Annotated in this window: 18 protein-coding genes; 10 read left to right on the plus strand and 8 right to left on the minus strand. The window is 63.2% G+C overall.

Annotated features, from left to right (window positions below):
• Positions 1-321: 321 nt before the first annotated feature.
• Positions 322-1,085, plus strand: a protein-coding gene (locus tag ACVMDN_RS17190; RefSeq protein ID WP_139481326.1) for an IS5 family transposase whose coding sequence is annotated in 2 segments (ribosomal slippage) — positions 322-657 and positions 660-1,085 — 762 coding nt in all. Because the reading frame shifts where the segments join, the coding sequence is not laid out codon by codon here.
• A 13-nt stretch (positions 1,086-1,098) separates the two neighbouring features.
• On the opposite strand, the gene ACVMDN_RS17195 is transcribed toward ACVMDN_RS17190, so the two are convergent.
• Together ACVMDN_RS17195 and ACVMDN_RS17200 are read right to left on the minus strand one after the other, a co-directional pair.
• On the minus strand, positions 1,099-1,368 hold the full coding sequence (locus ACVMDN_RS17195; protein ID WP_076828806.1) for a hypothetical protein: 270 nt from the start codon (positions 1,366-1,368) through the stop codon (positions 1,099-1,101).
• Entirely contained in the window at positions 1,368-2,378 is a 1,011-nt protein-coding gene (locus ACVMDN_RS17200; RefSeq protein ID WP_168856401.1) for a chemotaxis protein CheB, read from the minus strand. Before ACVMDN_RS17200 ends, ACVMDN_RS17195 begins: the two co-directional genes overlap by 1 nt.
• On the opposite strand from ACVMDN_RS17200, the gene ACVMDN_RS17205 reads away from it, so the two are divergent.
• Both ACVMDN_RS17205 and ACVMDN_RS17210 read left to right on the plus strand, forming a co-directional pair.
• Positions 2,272-2,892 (plus strand): response regulator, encoded by a 621-nt coding sequence (locus tag ACVMDN_RS17205; RefSeq protein WP_316394384.1) that lies wholly within the window; start codon positions 2,272-2,274, stop codon positions 2,890-2,892. The two genes, ACVMDN_RS17200 and ACVMDN_RS17205, sit on opposite strands and share 107 nt — an antisense overlap.
• A gap of 87 nt (positions 2,893-2,979) precedes the next feature.
• Entirely contained in the window at positions 2,980-3,159 is a 180-nt protein-coding gene (locus ACVMDN_RS17210; protein ID WP_233475470.1) for a hypothetical protein, read from the plus strand.
• 268 nt (positions 3,160-3,427) lie between these two features.
• Here the strand turns inward: ACVMDN_RS17210 and ACVMDN_RS17215 are convergent, their stop codons facing one another.
• Positions 3,428-4,558, minus strand: a complete 1,131-nt coding sequence (locus ACVMDN_RS17215) for an IS630 family transposase (protein ID WP_076829362.1) — start codon at positions 4,556-4,558, stop codon at positions 3,428-3,430.
• 39 nt (positions 4,559-4,597) lie between these two features.
• On the opposite strand from ACVMDN_RS17215, the gene ACVMDN_RS17220 reads away from it, so the two are divergent.
• Positions 4,598-4,879 carry a LexA family protein gene (locus ACVMDN_RS17220; protein WP_076829365.1) on the plus strand — a complete coding sequence of 94 codons (282 nt, stop codon included), beginning with the start codon at positions 4,598-4,600 and terminating at the stop codon, positions 4,877-4,879.
• A 60-nt stretch (positions 4,880-4,939) separates the two neighbouring features.
• On the opposite strand, the gene ACVMDN_RS17225 is transcribed toward ACVMDN_RS17220, so the two are convergent.
• The 3 genes from ACVMDN_RS17225 to ACVMDN_RS17235 all read right to left on the minus strand — a co-directional run bounded on the left by ACVMDN_RS17225 (position 4,940) and on the right by ACVMDN_RS17235 (position 6,195).
• The gene (locus ACVMDN_RS17225) at positions 4,940-5,119 is read right to left on the minus strand and encodes a hypothetical protein (protein WP_076828803.1); all 180 of its coding nucleotides are present in this window, start codon (positions 5,117-5,119) and stop codon (positions 4,940-4,942) included.
• Between the two features lie 224 nt (positions 5,120-5,343).
• Entirely contained in the window at positions 5,344-5,541 is a 198-nt protein-coding gene (locus ACVMDN_RS17230) for a hypothetical protein (RefSeq protein ID WP_076828802.1), read from the minus strand.
• Positions 5,542-5,847: 306 nt separating this feature from the next.
• A complete protein-coding gene (locus tag ACVMDN_RS17235; protein ID WP_076828800.1) occupies positions 5,848-6,195 on the minus strand; it encodes a response regulator in 348 nt (115 codons plus the stop codon).
• Positions 6,196-6,857: 662 nt separating this feature from the next.
• On the opposite strand from ACVMDN_RS17235, the gene ACVMDN_RS17240 reads away from it, so the two are divergent.
• From ACVMDN_RS17240 to ACVMDN_RS17250, 3 genes are all read left to right on the plus strand, one after another.
• Positions 6,858-9,263, plus strand: a complete 2,406-nt coding sequence (locus ACVMDN_RS17240) for a phosphoketolase family protein (protein WP_456835103.1) — start codon at positions 6,858-6,860, stop codon at positions 9,261-9,263.
• Positions 9,264-9,266: 3 nt separating this feature from the next.
• Positions 9,267-10,451, plus strand: coding sequence for an acetate/propionate family kinase (locus tag ACVMDN_RS17245; protein WP_456835102.1), 1,185 nt, complete (start codon positions 9,267-9,269; stop codon positions 10,449-10,451).
• A 112-nt stretch (positions 10,452-10,563) separates the two neighbouring features.
• Positions 10,564-11,067: a DUF6496 domain-containing protein gene (locus ACVMDN_RS17250; protein WP_076828795.1), complete on the plus strand. Its 504-nt coding sequence runs from the start codon at positions 10,564-10,566 to the stop codon at positions 11,065-11,067.
• A gap of 233 nt (positions 11,068-11,300) precedes the next feature.
• On the opposite strand, the gene ACVMDN_RS17255 is transcribed toward ACVMDN_RS17250, so the two are convergent.
• Positions 11,301-12,107 (minus strand): enoyl-CoA hydratase/isomerase family protein, encoded by an 807-nt coding sequence (locus ACVMDN_RS17255; protein WP_076828793.1) that lies wholly within the window; start codon positions 12,105-12,107, stop codon positions 11,301-11,303.
• 74 nt (positions 12,108-12,181) lie between these two features.
• Between ACVMDN_RS17255 and nthA the strand changes: the two genes are divergently transcribed.
• The 3 genes from nthA to ACVMDN_RS17270 are packed head-to-tail and all read left to right on the plus strand — an operon-like array spanning position 12,182 to position 13,844.
• Positions 12,182-12,811, plus strand: coding sequence for a nitrile hydratase subunit alpha (nthA, locus tag ACVMDN_RS17260; RefSeq protein ID WP_028344028.1), 630 nt, complete (start codon positions 12,182-12,184; stop codon positions 12,809-12,811).
• Complete coding sequence (nthB, locus tag ACVMDN_RS17265) at positions 12,808-13,467, plus strand: nitrile hydratase subunit beta (protein ID WP_076828791.1); 660 nt, start codon at positions 12,808-12,810, stop codon at positions 13,465-13,467. The genes nthA and nthB overlap by 4 nt, the downstream gene beginning before the upstream one ends.
• Positions 13,467-13,844: a nitrile hydratase accessory protein gene (locus tag ACVMDN_RS17270; RefSeq protein ID WP_050419707.1), complete on the plus strand. Its 378-nt coding sequence runs from the start codon at positions 13,467-13,469 to the stop codon at positions 13,842-13,844. Before nthB ends, ACVMDN_RS17270 begins: the two co-directional genes overlap by 1 nt.
• A 447-nt stretch (positions 13,845-14,291) precedes the next feature.
• Here ACVMDN_RS17270 and queC read toward each other — a convergent pair whose 3' ends face one another.
• Positions 14,292-15,011, minus strand: coding sequence for a 7-cyano-7-deazaguanine synthase QueC (queC, locus tag ACVMDN_RS17275; protein ID WP_168856406.1), 720 nt, complete (start codon positions 15,009-15,011; stop codon positions 14,292-14,294).
• Positions 15,012-15,102 lie beyond the last annotated feature (91 nt).

Here is a 15,102-nt window from a genome sequence, read left to right on the forward strand (position 1 = left end):
ACTCCGGGATCGATTGCCCTCCAAAACCGGAAGGGTCATAGTTAGGTGATGGAAGGCGACCCGACGATAGATGGATCCGGAGAGCTCACAGCCCTGATCAGGCGTGCGGAACGGGCGACTGCAGAAGCCCATCGCCTCATCGACGAGAACCTCTGGCGCCAGCGCGTCCTGCAGCAGTTTGACCACATGTTCGAACTTGGAGCGGAGTTCAGGGCACTGAGGCGCATCCCCGATCCTCCTCCCAGGCGCTAGGTGGTGTGGACTCTAAGGATTCCCTTTTAGGCGCAAATCAGATTCAAGGCTGCTTTTGGGGAGGCCGCCTTGGGTGTGATGGACCGCTTGGTATTGAGCGACGCGACATGGGAGCGGATGGCGCCGTTGATCATCGGCCGGCCTGACCAGAAGGGTTCGACCGGACGGGACAACCGGATGTTTGTGGAGGGCGTACTTTGGATCGTGCGCACTGGCTCTCCCTGGCGTGATCTTCCGGAGGTGTTTGGAGACTGGAACAGCGTGTTTCGGCGCTTCAGTCGATGGAGCATCAAGGGGGTCTGGTGGCGCATATTCGAAGCGATGTCCGGTGATCCGGACTTCGAGTATCTGATCGTCGACTCCACCATCGTCCGGGCGCACCAGCACGCCGCTGGGGCGAAAAAAGGGGGTCTGAAGATCAGGCGATCGGTCGCTCGCGCGGTGGCCTGAGCACCAAGATACATATGGCCGTTCGCGGCCTGGGATGTCCCGTACGGTTCAAGCTCACCGCAGGTCAGAAGAGCGACGTACCGCAAGCCGCCGAATTGATCGAGGGATTACCTGCCCAGGTCGTCATGGCGGATACGGCTTATGACGCCGATCACTTGCGCCAGGCGATCGCTGCCAAAGGCGCGCTCGCCGTCATCCCCAACAACCCGTCACGTGCGCTCAAATATCCGCTGGACAAGCATCTCTATGCCCAGCGTCATCTCGTCGAATGCTGCTTCTCAAAACTCAAGCAGTTCCGCCGCGTCGCAACCCGCTTCGAAAAGACCGCCCGAAATTACCTGGCCGTCGTTACTCTCGCAGCCATCGTCTTATGGATGCGATAAATGTCCACACCACCTAGTGCGATGTCACCCGCTCCTCGAGATATGCGACCCGCTGCACGATCAGGGTTCGATGCCGCTCCCACTCGATCAAGGTCTGCTTGAGCAAGCCGACCAGCCGCTCGGCTTGCACAGTGTCGTGACCGGCCCGTTGCAGCCAATCCAGCAGATCCTGCTGGCTGCGCAGCCGCCTCCAGCCCTCCTCGATATCGACGTCCGCCTTGACCAGCAGCGCACGTTCGGACCGCAGCTGTTCGGCCCAGTTCGCATGCTCAGCGCTGGCCATCACGGTTCCTTCCGCGCCGGTCGCTTCGGATCGAGCGATTGTAGCATGACTCGCCGGATCATATCGGCGTATTCGCGATATTCAGCGGCGCGCGCGTCATACATTTGCGCGACCGCCGGGCGACCGCTCTGGCGGCCGTCCTCGGCCATCCGGTGCACCAGTTCGGCGCGCTCCTCGATGATGCGGAGTGCGACCCGGAGCGCCTCGTCAACCCGGCCCTCCTGCTCCTTGGCAAGCGCGTCGGCCGTATAGGCGTGACCGACCTGACAGCGAAATCGCAGCGGGTGCCCGACCTTGAGCTCGGAAAGGACGCCACCGCATCCCGGACAAGTCAGCGGTGCCGGATCGGCAATCTCGACCAGCGTATCGCTGCCGACGCGCTCGCCCGCCGCAATTTTCACCTCCAGCACGATCTCCGGCGGAATCGGCAGGATCGCGCCGGGCCGCTCCCGAACCAGATCGGACAGCACATCGCCAAGCCGTGCGCCCGGGATACAGAGATCGACGGTGGTCGCTTCCAATGCCCTGAGCGGCATTTCATCGGACATCGCGTCCTGGGGCTCCTGAACCAGCGCGACCCCACCGCACCGCTTGATCGCGTTCAGGCCTGCCGCGCCGTCGGACAGCAGGCCGCTGAGCACAACGCCAATCACGCGCGGTCCATAGTGCAGTGCGGCCGAGCGAAACAGCGCGTCGATCGCCGGCCGCACCAGATTTTCGCGTGGCCCGCGGCCGAGCATCAGGTGGCCATCCTGGATCAGCAGATGGTGGTCCGGCGCCGCCAGATAGACGTGCCCATTTTCGATGACCATGCCGCTTTCCGCCTGCCGGACCGGCAGCTTGCCGGCGGCGCTCGCGACCGTGGAGAGAATGCCGATGCCGTGAGACGGTATGTGCAATACGATGAAGACCGCGGCCGGCAGATCCACCGGCAGCCGGCCCAGAATCTCCTTCAACGGTGCAGTCGCCCCAGCCGAACCGCCGATGACGATGATGTCCCGATTGGACATGGAACCTGCCTTTTCCGATATTGTTTACAACAAGGCGAGCATTCGGCTTATGTTCCAATTTTGCGACGACATCACACCGGGTACGGCCCGAATCGACATGTCTGAATTTGCACCTTTGCGCGAACGCCCTCTCCTGACCGGACGGCGCGTCCTGATTGTCGAAGACGAATATTTCCTTGCCGACGACATGCGCAGCGCGCTGCGTGCGCTCGGTGCCGATATCGCCGGGCCGGCCGGTGACATCGACGATGCGCTTCGTATCCTTCAAGACGGCGGCGTGATCGATGGAGCGGTGCTCGATGTAAACATCCGCAAGCAGATGATCTATCCGGTCGCGCGCGAGCTGCAGGCGCGCGGCGTGCCGATGGTGTTCACCTCGGGATACGACAAGATCGTGCTGAGCAGCGAATTCGCGGACGTTCCGTTGTGGGAGAAGCCGTTCGATCATCGCGCCATGGCGCACGGGCTCGCCGGCATGATCCTGCGCGGCAATGACGCTGCCGGACACGAATAATCCGCTCGAGCATTTGCAAATGTTAGTGCGGAGGTTTGCAGACGGCCTCACGATACTCCGGTCACGATATCGGACCGGGGGTGTGTAATGACCGAGATCGAAAGACGTATCGAGCTGCTGGAGCAGACGGCCGCAGAACGCGCGCTGGTCGCCGACCTCTCAACCGTCACGGAAACCCGCATCCGTAACGCCCAATTGGCAAACGAGTTGCGCCTCGTCGTCGCGCAGCTCAGGAGCTTGAGGCCGGGTGACGCTCATACTGTCTGATTGTCTCGGTCCACGATCTCGGGTGAACCGGCGGCGCGATACATCCTCCCATCGTTTTCAGGAAGGACAACGACACTGCACGATTCAACGGATCGGATCGCGGAATGCCGGCAACTGGCCGACGAGGCCGACCGTCTGGCCGCGACGTCCGGCGTCGAAAGGACGCGCAAGGATTACGAGTTGCTGGCCAGGTCCTGGCGACAATTGGCGCTGAGCTACGAATTCTCCATGCATCTCGAACGCTTCATCAACGCCCGCTAGTAGCTCGTCACAGTGATTTTGACTCTTTGGGTATGCCTGGATAGGCGCGCCCCAGTTTGGTGCGAGCTTTGTCCGTTGTGAACATCCAGTTGATACGGGCGCGAGTTTTGTTTCGCTGCCGCTCCCATGCTGCGATCTCGTTTCTAAGGCGTTTTGGATCGTCGATCCGGCGGCCGAGACACTGCCCTTGGAGCACGCCGATCTCGATCTCGACCATATTGAGCCAACTGGCGTGTTTCGGGGTGTAGTGGAACTCGAGGCGGCGCAGGATGCGGCGGGCCTCGGCGGGGGCAAAGGCCTGGTAGAGGGCGCCGGGGGCATGGATCGACAGATTGTCCTGCACGACACGGATGCAGGCGGCCTTGGGGTAATGGACATCGACGAGTTCGCGCATGCAGTGAGCATAATCCACGGCGGTGCGCCGTTCGGTGACTTTGACGTTACGCCAGGCCCGATGCGGATCGAGGGCGACAAAGAGATTGACGGTGCCGTTGCGGCGGTACTCGTAATCGTAACGCTCGCGCTTTCCCGGCTCGGGTGGGATCGGCTGGCGCACTTCGCCGATGAGCTGGACGGGGGTTTCGTCGAAGCAGACCAGCGGCCGCTCGGGATCAGGCGCTTCAGCGTAGAGATCGAGCACATCTTCCATGCGGGCGACGTATTCGCCATCGACATGGGGAATGCACCACATGTCCCTGCGCCACGGCTTGAGGTCATTATCGGCCAGCCGGCGGCGCACGGTCTCGCCCGACAGGCTGTCATGATCGGTGAGCTTGACCATCACGTCGGCCAGCAGCGCCAGCGTCCAGCGCCTCCGGCCAGCGGGCGGCTTGGCGCATGCGGTCGCCACCAGCAGGGCTTCCTCCTTGCCGGTCAGCTTGCGCTCCGCACCGGGACGCGGCTCCTCACTCAAGGCCCGATCGAGATTGCCTTCCACCAAGCGGCGTTTGGTCCGATAGACGGTGGAGGCGCTTACTCTGACGGTCCGGACAATCTCCTCGTCGCGGCTGCCGATGTCGGCCGCCAGCAAAATCTGGGCCCGCTTGAGTTTGCGAGCGGCATGCTTGCCGCCGCTCAGCATCGCCGTCAGTTCCTCTCGCTCGGCTTGGCTCAATTCAACCCGGTACCGTACATTCATCGTTCGCCTCCCTGTCGGAGGCTCCGGACGAATCGATCCATGAGTCAAAAATCAGGCGCACGCTTTACCGAGAAGCAGGGCCATTATCTGGCTTTCATCTATACCTACTCGCACATGTTCGGACGGCCCCCCGCCGAAGCCGACATGCAGCGTCACTTCGGTGTTAGCCCGCCCTCAGTCCATCAGATGATCGTCACGCTCGAACGTAACGGCCTCATTCGCCGTCGAGCCGATATCCCCAGAAGCATCGAAATCCTCGTGCCGCCAGAGAACTTGCCGATCCTAAGCTGGCTCGGTATCAAACCGTCAAAATCACTGTGACGAGCCACTAGTCGGCCTGCCGACCGATAGGGATATTGCCCGCCCCCACCAGCGAAAGCCTTACGTACTGTTGTCGCGGTGGGCTTTGATCTCCATGCGCGTGCTCGCGGAATTACGCACCGATTGCCGCAACTCGGCGAGCTGATCGTCTCGCTGATCCGCGAGCGATCGCTTCTGTGCGCGCAAAGTGAGACTTTCTTCGATGGCAAGCTGAGCGCGGGCGAACAGGGGATCGATCATCGACGAAACATGTCACCCGATCGCTGCCGCCGCCCTGTCATGTGATAAGTCCGCAGCGGGTTTGCTCCGAGGCAGCGCGACAAACGTATCTCATGAGACATCGAAGATTGTTCGAACGCGGTCGTCGCCAGCGTCGGTGCGCCGCTTCATGGCCTGCTCCCTGGCGGGGGTGACACAGCAATCACCCCAACCAGCATGGTTCCGCCTCCGCAGGGTGCGAAAGCTCAACACAGGTCAGGATTCAGGATTCCATATTGGCTTTCCGCCTGCGGGAAGGGTTCCTGCGTCTTGCGGCCCAGAAACGTGCTGGCGCGGCTTTCGGCGAGGAGCTTGCGCGCGTGCTCGACGACCCGGATCATCCGCTCGGTATCGTTGAGATCACGGTAATTGGAAAGACGATAGATTTGCCGCTCGATGGGCATGGTGTACTCCCTGTTATGCAGGCGGGAGCACAATCGGTCTCTCAGCCACCGACGCCTACGGCAGAGCCTTGGCCGGTGATGAGGAGACAACAAACCTCGACCAGGAAAGTTGCCAACAAAGTGCTGTGTTGGGAATCACAGCGCAATACATACGGTGTCGTCCCTGCTTTCGCATGCTTTCGCAGGGACGACGTGTGGAAAGAGCAGCGAACGCTCATTCTCTTTGGTGTCATTGGCACGGGGGCCGGACCCATATCCACCGCTGCGCATCCCGGCGCGCGCACCGATCTGCGTTCAGTTCGCCGGCTATTCGGCGACGCTCATCTGCTTGCACAAGATCCCGAGAGCCTCCGCACACCCGCGCGGCTTGGTCACCACGGGGAGATGCGCATACTTCTCGGGCAGCGCGCTGGGGTCGTAGCCGGTATACAGGGTGACCGGTGTTCCCATCGCAAGCAGGGTATCGATCAACTTGTAGGACGAGGTTCCATTGACGTTGATGTCGATCAGCGCGCCGGACGCTCCGGACGCGTGTGGGCGGGCTTCGTCGATCGAAGCGAACGGGCCGACGACGTGATAGCCGGCCTGTCGTGCCAGCGTGGCACAGTCATCGGCAATGAAATACTCGTCCTCCACGATCAAGATCGTACGCATAGCAGTACCTCTGCCAGTTGATCTTCGCGGATGATCGAGGTGTTAACGTTCTCCCGCCGGTTGGGTTTCCCAGGCGCGTCGTTCCGCGCACCGTTAGGACAGCGGTCATGGCCCATTCAAAGAGCGGGAATTCAAGACGGAGGGTGGTCCCGATTTTCCAGGCGCGCGCCGTCAGCTACCGGCCACCAGCAACCCGAGGTACAGCCAGAGTACAATTGTCACAGTGATCGTTGCGGCGAAAAAGTAGCGGTCGATGAGATTCATCAACTGCACCCTTCGGATGACTATGGCGGATATCGAATCGCGGTCGAAACATCAGTCGCTGCCGCTTGTCATCTCTCTGCCTGGTTCCGGCATTTACATATGAGAGATCGGTGGTCCCGCCCGGAGATGCCTTGTTTGCCGATGTCGAAGAACAAACCAGTCGCCGTCACCGCTAGGGTGTGCGGGTGCGCGGCTCCAAGGCGGCAAACTAAGGAACTAGGGTCGGCGCCTGCGGTTGGAGCCAGCGAACGCAATGCATCAGCCAAGAACCGCAGCCAAGAACCGCCGCCGCTATCGCTGCCCGACGTCCCGCCCGGCCCCGCCATCAGTCGAGCGCGATCATCACCGGCCGGATCAACCTGTAGCTGTTGTGATAGTTTTGGGGAGGAGTTGGCTCCATGAAAGCAACCATCGAACAAAGAACGACCGCCGGCAATCTCGACCTGCTCGACCGCTACTGGCGCGCCGCCAATTACCTTTCGGTCGGCCAGATCTATCTTCTCGACAATCCGCTGCTTAGCGAGCCGCTGCGCAAGGAACACATCAAGCCCCGCCTGCTCGGTCATTGGGGCACCACACCGGGCCTGAATTTCGTCTATGCCCATCTCAACCGTGTCATTCGCGCGCTCGATCTCAACGTCATCTACATTTGCGGTCCCGGACATGGCGGTCCGGGCATGGTGGCGAACACATATCTCGAAGGCTCCTACAGCGAGATATATCCCGACATCGGCCGAGACGCGGATGGTCTGCGAAAGTTGTTCCGGCAGTTTTCCTTCCCCGGCGGTATTCCAAGCCACGCGGCACCGGAAACGCCCGGCTCCATTCATGAGGGTGGCGAGCTCGGCTATTCGCTGGTCCACGCCTATGGCGCGGCGTTCGACAATCCCGATCTGATCGTGGCCTGCGTCGTCGGCGATGGCGAGGCGGAAACCGGTCCGCTGGCTGCATCGTGGCACTCGAACAAGTTCTTAAATCCCGCGCGTGACGGCGCGGTGCTGCCGATCCTGCATCTCAACGGCTACAAGATCGCCAATCCGACGGTGCTCGGGCGGATGGGCGACGAGGAAATCCGCAACCTGTTTCGCGGCTACGGACATGAGCCGCTTTTCGTCGAGGGCGACAATCCGATGCCGATGCATCGCGCCATGGCCGCTGCCCTGGATGAGGCGCTTGCAGCCATTCACAAGATCCAAACGGAGGCGCGCGGCGGCAAACGATCGGAGCGGCCGCGCTGGCCGATGATCGTGCTGCGCAGTCCGAAGGGCTGGACCGGTCCGAAGGAGGTCGACGGGCTGAAAGTCGAGGGCTTTTGGCGCGCGCACCAGGTGCCGATCGCGCAAGTCCGCGACAACCCCGCGCATCTCAGGCTGCTTGAAGACTGGATGCGAAGCTATCATCCAGAGCAACTGTTCGACAAGGATGGTGCGCTGATCCCGGAGCTCCAGGCCCTCGCCCCGACCGCGAACCGCCGGATGGGCGCCAATCCGCACGCCAATGGCGGCCTTCTGAAACGCGAGCTCCGGTTGCCGGATTACCGCGCATTTGCCGTCGACGTGAAGCATCCGGGTCAGACGGTCGCCGCAGCGACCCACGAGCTCGGAAAATACCTGCGCGATGTCCTCAAGCTGAATGCCAATGCCGGCAATTTCCGCATCATGGGGCCTGACGAAACCGCCTCGAACCGGCTGGATGCCGTATTCGAAGCCACAGACCGGGTCTGGATGGAGCCGACCGAGCCGTACGATGTCCATCTCGCTCAAGACGGCCGCGTCATGGAAGTCCTCAGCGAACACCTCTGCCAGGGCTGGCTGGAGGGCTATCTATTGACCGGACGCCACGGCTTCTTCTCCTGCTATGAAGCATTCATCCACATCGTGGATTCGATGTTCAACCAGCACGCCAAATGGCTGAAGGTCTCGCGCCAATTGGCGTGGCGGCGTCCGATCGCCTCGCTCAATTATCTGCTGACGTCGCATGTCTGGCGACAGGATCACAACGGTTTCAGCCACCAGGATCCCGGCTTTGTCGATCTGGTCACCAACAAGAAGGCCGACATCGTCCGTGTCTATTTCCCGCCCGACGCCAACACGCTGCTATGGATCGCCGATCACTGCCTGCAGACCTACGATCGGATCAATGTCATCGTCGCCGGCAAACAACCGTCCGCGCAATGGCTTTCGATGCAGGACGCCGCCACCCATTGCGATGCCGGCATTGGCATCTGGACGTGGGCCGGAACCGGAGATGCCACAAGCGAGCCCGATGTCGTGATGGCTTGCGCGGGTGACGTTCCGACGCTGGAGACGCTCGCCGCCGTTGATCTGCTGCACAAGGCCCTCCCCGACCTCAAGATCCGCGTGGTCAACGTCGTCGACCTGATGACGCTGCAGTCGAGGCAACAGCACCCTCATGGCCTCAGCGATCGCGACTTCGACAGCCTGTTCACGCGCGATCGCCCCGTCATCTTTGCCTACCACGGCTACCCTTATCTCATCCACCGACTCACCTATGGCCGGGCCAATCACGACAACATGCATGTGCGCGGCTTTGTGGAGGAAGGCACGACGACCACACCTTTCGACATGGTCGTTCTCAATGGATTAGACCGCTATCATCTCGCGATCGAGGTGATCGAGCGCGTGCCGGGGCTCGCCACCAAGGCCGCACAGATCAAGCAAGAATACCGGAACGCCTTGATCGCGCATGCGCGATATGTGCGCGAACATGGCGAGGACATGCCGGAGGTTCGAGACTGGGTCTGGCCAAACGGCACTGGCGGCGCCACACCTGCGGGCGGTTGAGCCATGCCGACGTCCGATGCGGTTCTGGTCGTCAACTCCGGCTCGTCGAGCATCAAGTTCGGCGTTTTCGATGCTTCGCATACCGATCCCGCGCTGCTCTGCAAGGCACAGGTCGACGAGCACGAGGGCGCGTCGCGATTGGTCTTCACCGACCCGGCCGGCCGCGCGTCGTTCGCGTTGGAGCAAGCCGAACCAGATGCGTCGCCCGATCGGCTGTTCGCCGACGTCCTGGCACGGATCGAACATCATCTTGGCCAGCGGCTGCGTGCCGTCGGGCATCGCGTCGTACATGGCGGCCGCGAATTTTCGCGACCGGTCGAAGTCAATCGGACGGTGCTTGCCGTCCTCGACGCCCTCACCCCGCTGGCGCCGTTGCATCAGCCTCGCTGCCTGACGCCAATCCGGGCAATCAGCGCGATCCGGCCGGAACTGATGCAGGTCGCATGCTTCGACACGTCGTTCCATCATGGCCTCGCGCCGCCCGTCAATCGGTTTGCGATCCCGAGACATCTCGAACGCGCCGGCATTCGGCGCTACGGCTTTCATGGGCTCTCCTTTGAATATGTCGCAGGCCGCCTTGCCGACATCTCGCCGGAGTTTTCCGCAAAGCGCACCGTGGTGGCGCATCTCGGCAATGGCGCGAGCCTCTGCGCCATGCGCAACGGCCGGAGCATCGACACCACGATGGGTCTGACGCCGCTCGACGGCCTGGTCATGGGGACCCGTTGCGGCACGATCGATCCGGGCGTTCTGCTTTACCTCCAGCAGCAGAACGGCATGTCGGTCGACGACCTTGAGCAGCTGCTTTATCACCAATCGGGGCTGCTCGGCGTTTCGGGCATCTCCTCCGACATGCGTGTCTTGCTCGCCAGCCAGGAGCCAGCCGCGAAGGAAGCGGTTGATCTCTTCACGTTCCGCATCGCGCAGCAGGTCGTCGCGATGGCTGGCACGCTGGGCGGACTGGAATGCCTGGTGTTCACCGGCGGTATCGGCGAGCACGCGGGCGAGGTTCGCAGCGAGGTCTGCGAACGCCTGCGATGGCTGGGTGTTGAGCTCGATCCATGCGCCAACGCCGCGGCAGAGCTGCACATTGCTGGCACGGACAGTTCGGTGGACGTGCTCGTCATGGCGACAAACGAGGAAGCAACGATTGCTCGCCACTGCGCAGCCTTGATCTCGGGAACCTAGGATCGCCGAGAGGCGCTCCTGCGGCAGTGGGCTAAATCGATGCTTGAAGGACCGTTTCCTTGAGCCGGACGTTGACGTCCCGGAAACCGAAATCGGCAACGGGAGAACGATAATGCCGGAACGAAAGACGATGCAAAAGGCCAGACAGGACCGGCGCGCGGGAAAGTCGACGACCACCCAGGCGGGCGAGTTCGTGCACGAGGAAATTCGCAAGGTTCGCCGTGGCAAGCACGGCGCGCGATCTTCCAAACAGGCCATTGCAATCGGCCTGTCGAAGGCGAGGCGCGCGGGCGTTCCGCTCCGTCCCCCCAAGAAAGGCGCAGCCAAGGCGACCACCCGCAAGAGCGCGGAGTACGCCTATGAGGCGGGCCAGGGCAAGCGAAAGACCAGACGCAGGCCGCGCGTCTCGCGAGCGGTGTCCAACGTCCTGAAACGGGAACCGCGCAGCGCGGCGTCGCACACGGCGCTGTCGAAACAAACGCGGCGCGCGGCCTCGCGGCGTTCTGCATCGGCCCGCTCGGCCGCGGCACGCAAGGCGGCAAAAACCAAGGGATCGGCCGTTCGTTCGGCCGCAGCAAAGAAAGCAGCCCGCACCAGAGCGCGGCGGCGAAAGTAAGCTCGAGGACGGGGATGGCGATTCACATAGGCAAATGCGGACGCTGTGATGGGCGCATCATACCCGTTACCTGCTTAGTCTCGACAACGGTGCAGGCGGATGACCCCAGCGTCGGCCCCAGGGCCCGCAAAGGTGCTGGGGTCGTCTCCGCACCGCAAAGGCCCTGACGCACCGGCCCGGGCGTCAGGGCCTTCGCCATTCCGAAGCCTGGAAAGGCTCTTGAACGACAAGCATCAGCGCCCCTTAAAGCCCGGCTTCCGCCGTCCGAGGAAGGCCGCGACGCCTTCCTTGTGATCCTCGGTCAGGCTCGCCAGCGCGAACTGGTCGAGGTCCATGTGGCTGGCGAGATCGTCGAGCGCATGTGCGAGCCGGTTGACCGTCAGCTTGGTCATCGCGACCGAGATCGGCGGCTGGGCAGCGACCTTGGCCGCGAGCGCCATCGCGATGTCATATGACTTTCCAGGATCGGTCACCTGCTCCACCAGGCCCCACTCGTAGGCCTCCTCGGCCGAGATCCGGTCGTCGGCCAGGATCACCGCCTGCTTGGTGCGCGCCGGTCCCATCAGATGCAGCATGCGCGGCACGCTCTGCCAGCTCATGTTCATGCCGAGCGCGATTTCCGGCACCCGCATATGCGCGTCGCGCGCCATGACGCGGAAATCCAGCGCGACCGCGAGTGCCACGCCGCCGCCGACGCAAAAGCCCTCGATCGCGCCGATCGTGACCTGCTCCATGTCCTGCCAGGCGCGCGTCAGCCGCGGCCCGAGCTTCAGGTGCCGGCGCAGCGTGCCCATGTCCATGGTCTGGCGAGAACGCCCCTCGGCGTCCTTGAGGTCGAAGCCGGCGCTGAACGATTTGGCGCCGCCGGTCAGCACCACCACCGAGGTCTCGCTATCGTCCTCGAAACTGCGCGCCGCGTCGGTCAGCTGCCGCAGCGCCTCCGGCGACAGCGCGTTGATACCGTCGCCGCGGTCGAACCGCACCACGGCGATGCGGCCCTCCGGCCCGAGGCCTTTCTCGATCGTCACATAGTCAACCACGCATACCTCCCCGCTCGCATTCTTGTGTACTGCCTGCCTCGACATAGCACGACGGTTTCGCCTATTCTGTGGGCATGAGCGAACATGATCATCACCACCACGATCACGACCATTCCGAACTGTCGGAGACCGAACTGCGCGTCCGTGCGCTGGAATCGATCCTGACCGAGAAGGGCTATGTCGAGGCTGCCGCGCTCGACGCCATCGTGCAGGCCTATGAGACCAAGATCGGCCCGCATAACGGCGCCCGGGTCGTCGCCAAGGCCTGGACCGATCCCGCCTTCAAGAAGGCGCTGCTCGAGGACGCCAGCAAGGCGGTCGGCACCCTCGGCCATGTCAGCCGGGTCGGCGACCATCTGGTCGCGATCGAGAATACACCCGGCCGCCACAACATGGTCGTCTGCACATTGTGCTCCTGTTATCCCTGGGAAATGCTCGGGCTGCCGCCGGTCTGGTACAAGGCCTCGCCGTATCGCTCGCGCGCGGTCAAGGATCCGCGCGGCGTGCTCGCCGATTTCGGCGTCAGCCTGCCGAAGGAGACGGAAATCCGGGTCTGGGATTCGACCGCGGAGACGCGCTTTCTGGTGCTGCCGATGCGGCCCGAAGGCACCGAGGGCTGGAGCGAAGACCAGCTCGCCGAGCTGGTGACGCGCGATTCCATGATCGGCACCGGCTTTCCCAAGAAACCGGGGGCGCCGTCATGAACGGCGTCCACGACATGGGCGGCATGGACGGGTTCGGCAAGGTCGAGCCCGAGCCGAACGAACCGATGTTCCATGAGGAATGGGAATCCCGGGTGCTCGCCATGGTCCGTGCGATGGGCGCAGCCGGCGCCTTCAACATCGACGCCTCGCGCTTCTATCGCGAGACCCTGCCCCCGCAGGTCTATCTGTCGAGCTCCTACTACAGGAAATGGCTGCTTGGGCTGGAAGCCCTGCTGCTCGACAAGGGCTATATCTCCAAGGACGACGTCGCCGCCGGGCATTCCGTCGCGCCGGCGAAATCGCTCAAGCACGGCAAGTTCTCCGTCGCCGACATCGAGCGCATCATGGTGCGCGGCAAGTTCGGCCGCGCCGCGCCGGGGCCTGCGAAATTCAAGGCCGGCGATCGGGTGCGGGCGAAGAACATCCATCCCGCGACGCACACACGGCTGCCACGCTACGTGCGCGGTCACGTCGGGGTGGTCGAGCGCGATCATGGCTGTCACGTATTTCCCGATACCGTGGCCAACGACGCCGGCGAACATCCGCAGTGGCTGTACACCGTCGTGTTCGACGGACGCGAGCTGTGGGGCCCGGACTCCGATCCGACCATCAAGGTCTCGATCGACGCGTTCGAGCCGTATCTGGAGGCCGTGTGATGGATGCAGGTGCCGCCGCGCGCGCCACCAGCGCAGTGTCCAGCATTCCCCGCGACCAGGACGGCCCGGTGTTCCGTGCACCGTGGGAGGCGCAGGCGTTCGCCATGGCCTTGACGCTGCATGACCGCGGCGTGTTCACCTGGCCCGAATGGGCTGCGGCGCTTGCCGACCAGATCAAGCGCGCGCAGGCCGCCGGCGATCCCGACACCGGCGAGACCTATTACCAGCACTGGCTCGCGACGCTCGAACATCTCGTCGCCGCCAAGGGCGTCACGACGCATGAGACACTGCACCGCTACCGCGACGCCTGGGACCACGCCGCCGACCGCACCCCGCACGGCCAGCCGATCGTGCTGACGGCCGCGGATTTCGAGTAGCCTCGAATGCCATGATTACCTACATGCGCATGCGCGGGTGATGTCATCGCGTGGTGGGTCGCCTTGAATCGCGAACTCATCCTCATCGTCGTCCCGGCGAAGGCCGGGACCCATAACCCCAAATGCAAATTGTTACGCGATGCTGGAACGACGAGTCCCACCCACAACGCCTGCCGCGGCGTATGGGTCCCGGCCTTCGCCGGGACGACGACGGGGAGAGACCGCGCGCACGGATTCCAGAGACGGGAGTGCTGGAGCCGAGAAGCCGCAGCATACCGGATCGCCCGGTCGAGCCGGGCCTGGGACGATTTCTGGATAATAGAAGAATACCGCTGAGTTGCCCGACGTGTCAAGTTGCCGTGTCGAACGCCGGCAGCCGCCGACTCCTTTGCATGGGGTTGTTTTCGATATTTTGGCCGTGCGCCCTGCGGGGCCATCAGTCCACGGTTACGGGCCACCCTGCGCGACGTACTCCCGCCAGCCCTTGGCCCGCAGGCTGCAGGCCGGGCATTCGCCGCAGCCATAGCCCCAATCGTGCTGCGCGCCGCGTTCGCCGAGATAGCAGGTGTGCGAGTGCTCGCGGATCAGGTCGACCAGCCCTGCTCCGCCGAGCTCGTGCGCGAGCCGCCAGGTCGCGGCCTTGTCGAGCCACATCAGCGGCGTGTGCAGCTCGAAATCCCTGGCCATGCCGAGATTGAGCGCGGATTGCAATGCCTTAATGGTCTCGTCGCGGCAATCCGGGTAGCCGGAATAGTCGGTCTCGCACATGCCGCCGATGATGTGGCGGATCCCCCGCCGATAGGCCAGCGCCCCAGCGAAGGTGAGGAACACGAGGTTGCGGCCGGGCACGAAGGTGTTCGGCAAGCCGTCCGCGCCCATTTCGATCGCGACGTCGCGGGTCAGCGCGGTGTCGGAAATCTCGGACAGCGTCGGGATATCAAGCGTGTGGCTGTCGCCGAGTTTCGCAGACCATTCCGGCCGGACCCGCCTGATCCCGGCCAGCAGCTGGTCCCGGCAATCGAGCTCGATCGCGTGGCGCTGGCCGTAGGTGAAGCCGAGCATCTCGACGCGGGCAAAGCGCGACAAGGCCCAGGCAAGGCACGTGGTGGAATCCTGGCCGCCGGAAAACAGCACCAGCGCGGTGTCGGAAGCATTCTGATCGGTCATGGAACGCGATTTAGCACCTGACGGCGCCGTGGCCAATCCGTGGACAGCGTCGCGATTCCGGCGTGTTTTACTGGGATCGGGAGGGGTGTTT

This window comes from Bradyrhizobium sp. USDA 4510 (assembly GCF_054059095.1).

Excerpts from the sequence above, each read along its gene's own strand:
- ACVMDN_RS17270 (WP_050419707.1), top strand. The coding sequence starts at position 13,467 with ATGGATGCAGGTGCCGCCGCGCGCGCCACCAGCGCAGTGTCCAGCATT.
- ACVMDN_RS17205 (WP_316394384.1), top strand. The coding sequence starts at position 2,272 with ATGAAGACCGCGGCCGGCAGATCCACCGGCAGCCGGCCCAGAATCTCC.
- queC (WP_168856406.1), bottom strand. The coding sequence starts at position 15,011 with ATGACCGATCAGAATGCTTCCGACACCGCGCTGGTGCTGTTTTCCGGC.
- ACVMDN_RS17215 (WP_076829362.1), bottom strand. The coding sequence starts at position 4,558 with ATGAATGTACGGTACCGGGTTGAATTGAGCCAAGCCGAGCGAGAGGAA.
- ACVMDN_RS17235 (WP_076828800.1), bottom strand. The coding sequence starts at position 6,195 with ATGCGTACGATCTTGATCGTGGAGGACGAGTATTTCATTGCCGATGAC.
- ACVMDN_RS17240 (WP_456835103.1), top strand. The coding sequence starts at position 6,858 with ATGAAAGCAACCATCGAACAAAGAACGACCGCCGGCAATCTCGACCTG.
- ACVMDN_RS17225 (WP_076828803.1), bottom strand. The coding sequence starts at position 5,119 with ATGATCGATCCCCTGTTCGCCCGCGCTCAGCTTGCCATCGAAGAAAGT.
- ACVMDN_RS17220 (WP_076829365.1), top strand. The coding sequence starts at position 4,598 with ATGAGTCAAAAATCAGGCGCACGCTTTACCGAGAAGCAGGGCCATTAT.
- ACVMDN_RS17195 (WP_076828806.1), bottom strand. The coding sequence starts at position 1,368 with ATGGCCAGCGCTGAGCATGCGAACTGGGCCGAACAGCTGCGGTCCGAA.
- nthA (WP_028344028.1), top strand. The coding sequence starts at position 12,182 with ATGAGCGAACATGATCATCACCACCACGATCACGACCATTCCGAACTG.
- ACVMDN_RS17245 (WP_456835102.1), top strand. The coding sequence starts at position 9,267 with ATGCCGACGTCCGATGCGGTTCTGGTCGTCAACTCCGGCTCGTCGAGC.
- ACVMDN_RS17210 (WP_233475470.1), top strand. The coding sequence starts at position 2,980 with ATGACCGAGATCGAAAGACGTATCGAGCTGCTGGAGCAGACGGCCGCA.
- ACVMDN_RS17230 (WP_076828802.1), bottom strand. The coding sequence starts at position 5,541 with ATGCCCATCGAGCGGCAAATCTATCGTCTTTCCAATTACCGTGATCTC.
- ACVMDN_RS17250 (WP_076828795.1), top strand. The coding sequence starts at position 10,564 with ATGCCGGAACGAAAGACGATGCAAAAGGCCAGACAGGACCGGCGCGCG.
- nthB (WP_076828791.1), top strand. The coding sequence starts at position 12,808 with ATGAACGGCGTCCACGACATGGGCGGCATGGACGGGTTCGGCAAGGTC.
- ACVMDN_RS17200 (WP_168856401.1), bottom strand. The coding sequence starts at position 2,378 with ATGTCCAATCGGGACATCATCGTCATCGGCGGTTCGGCTGGGGCGACT.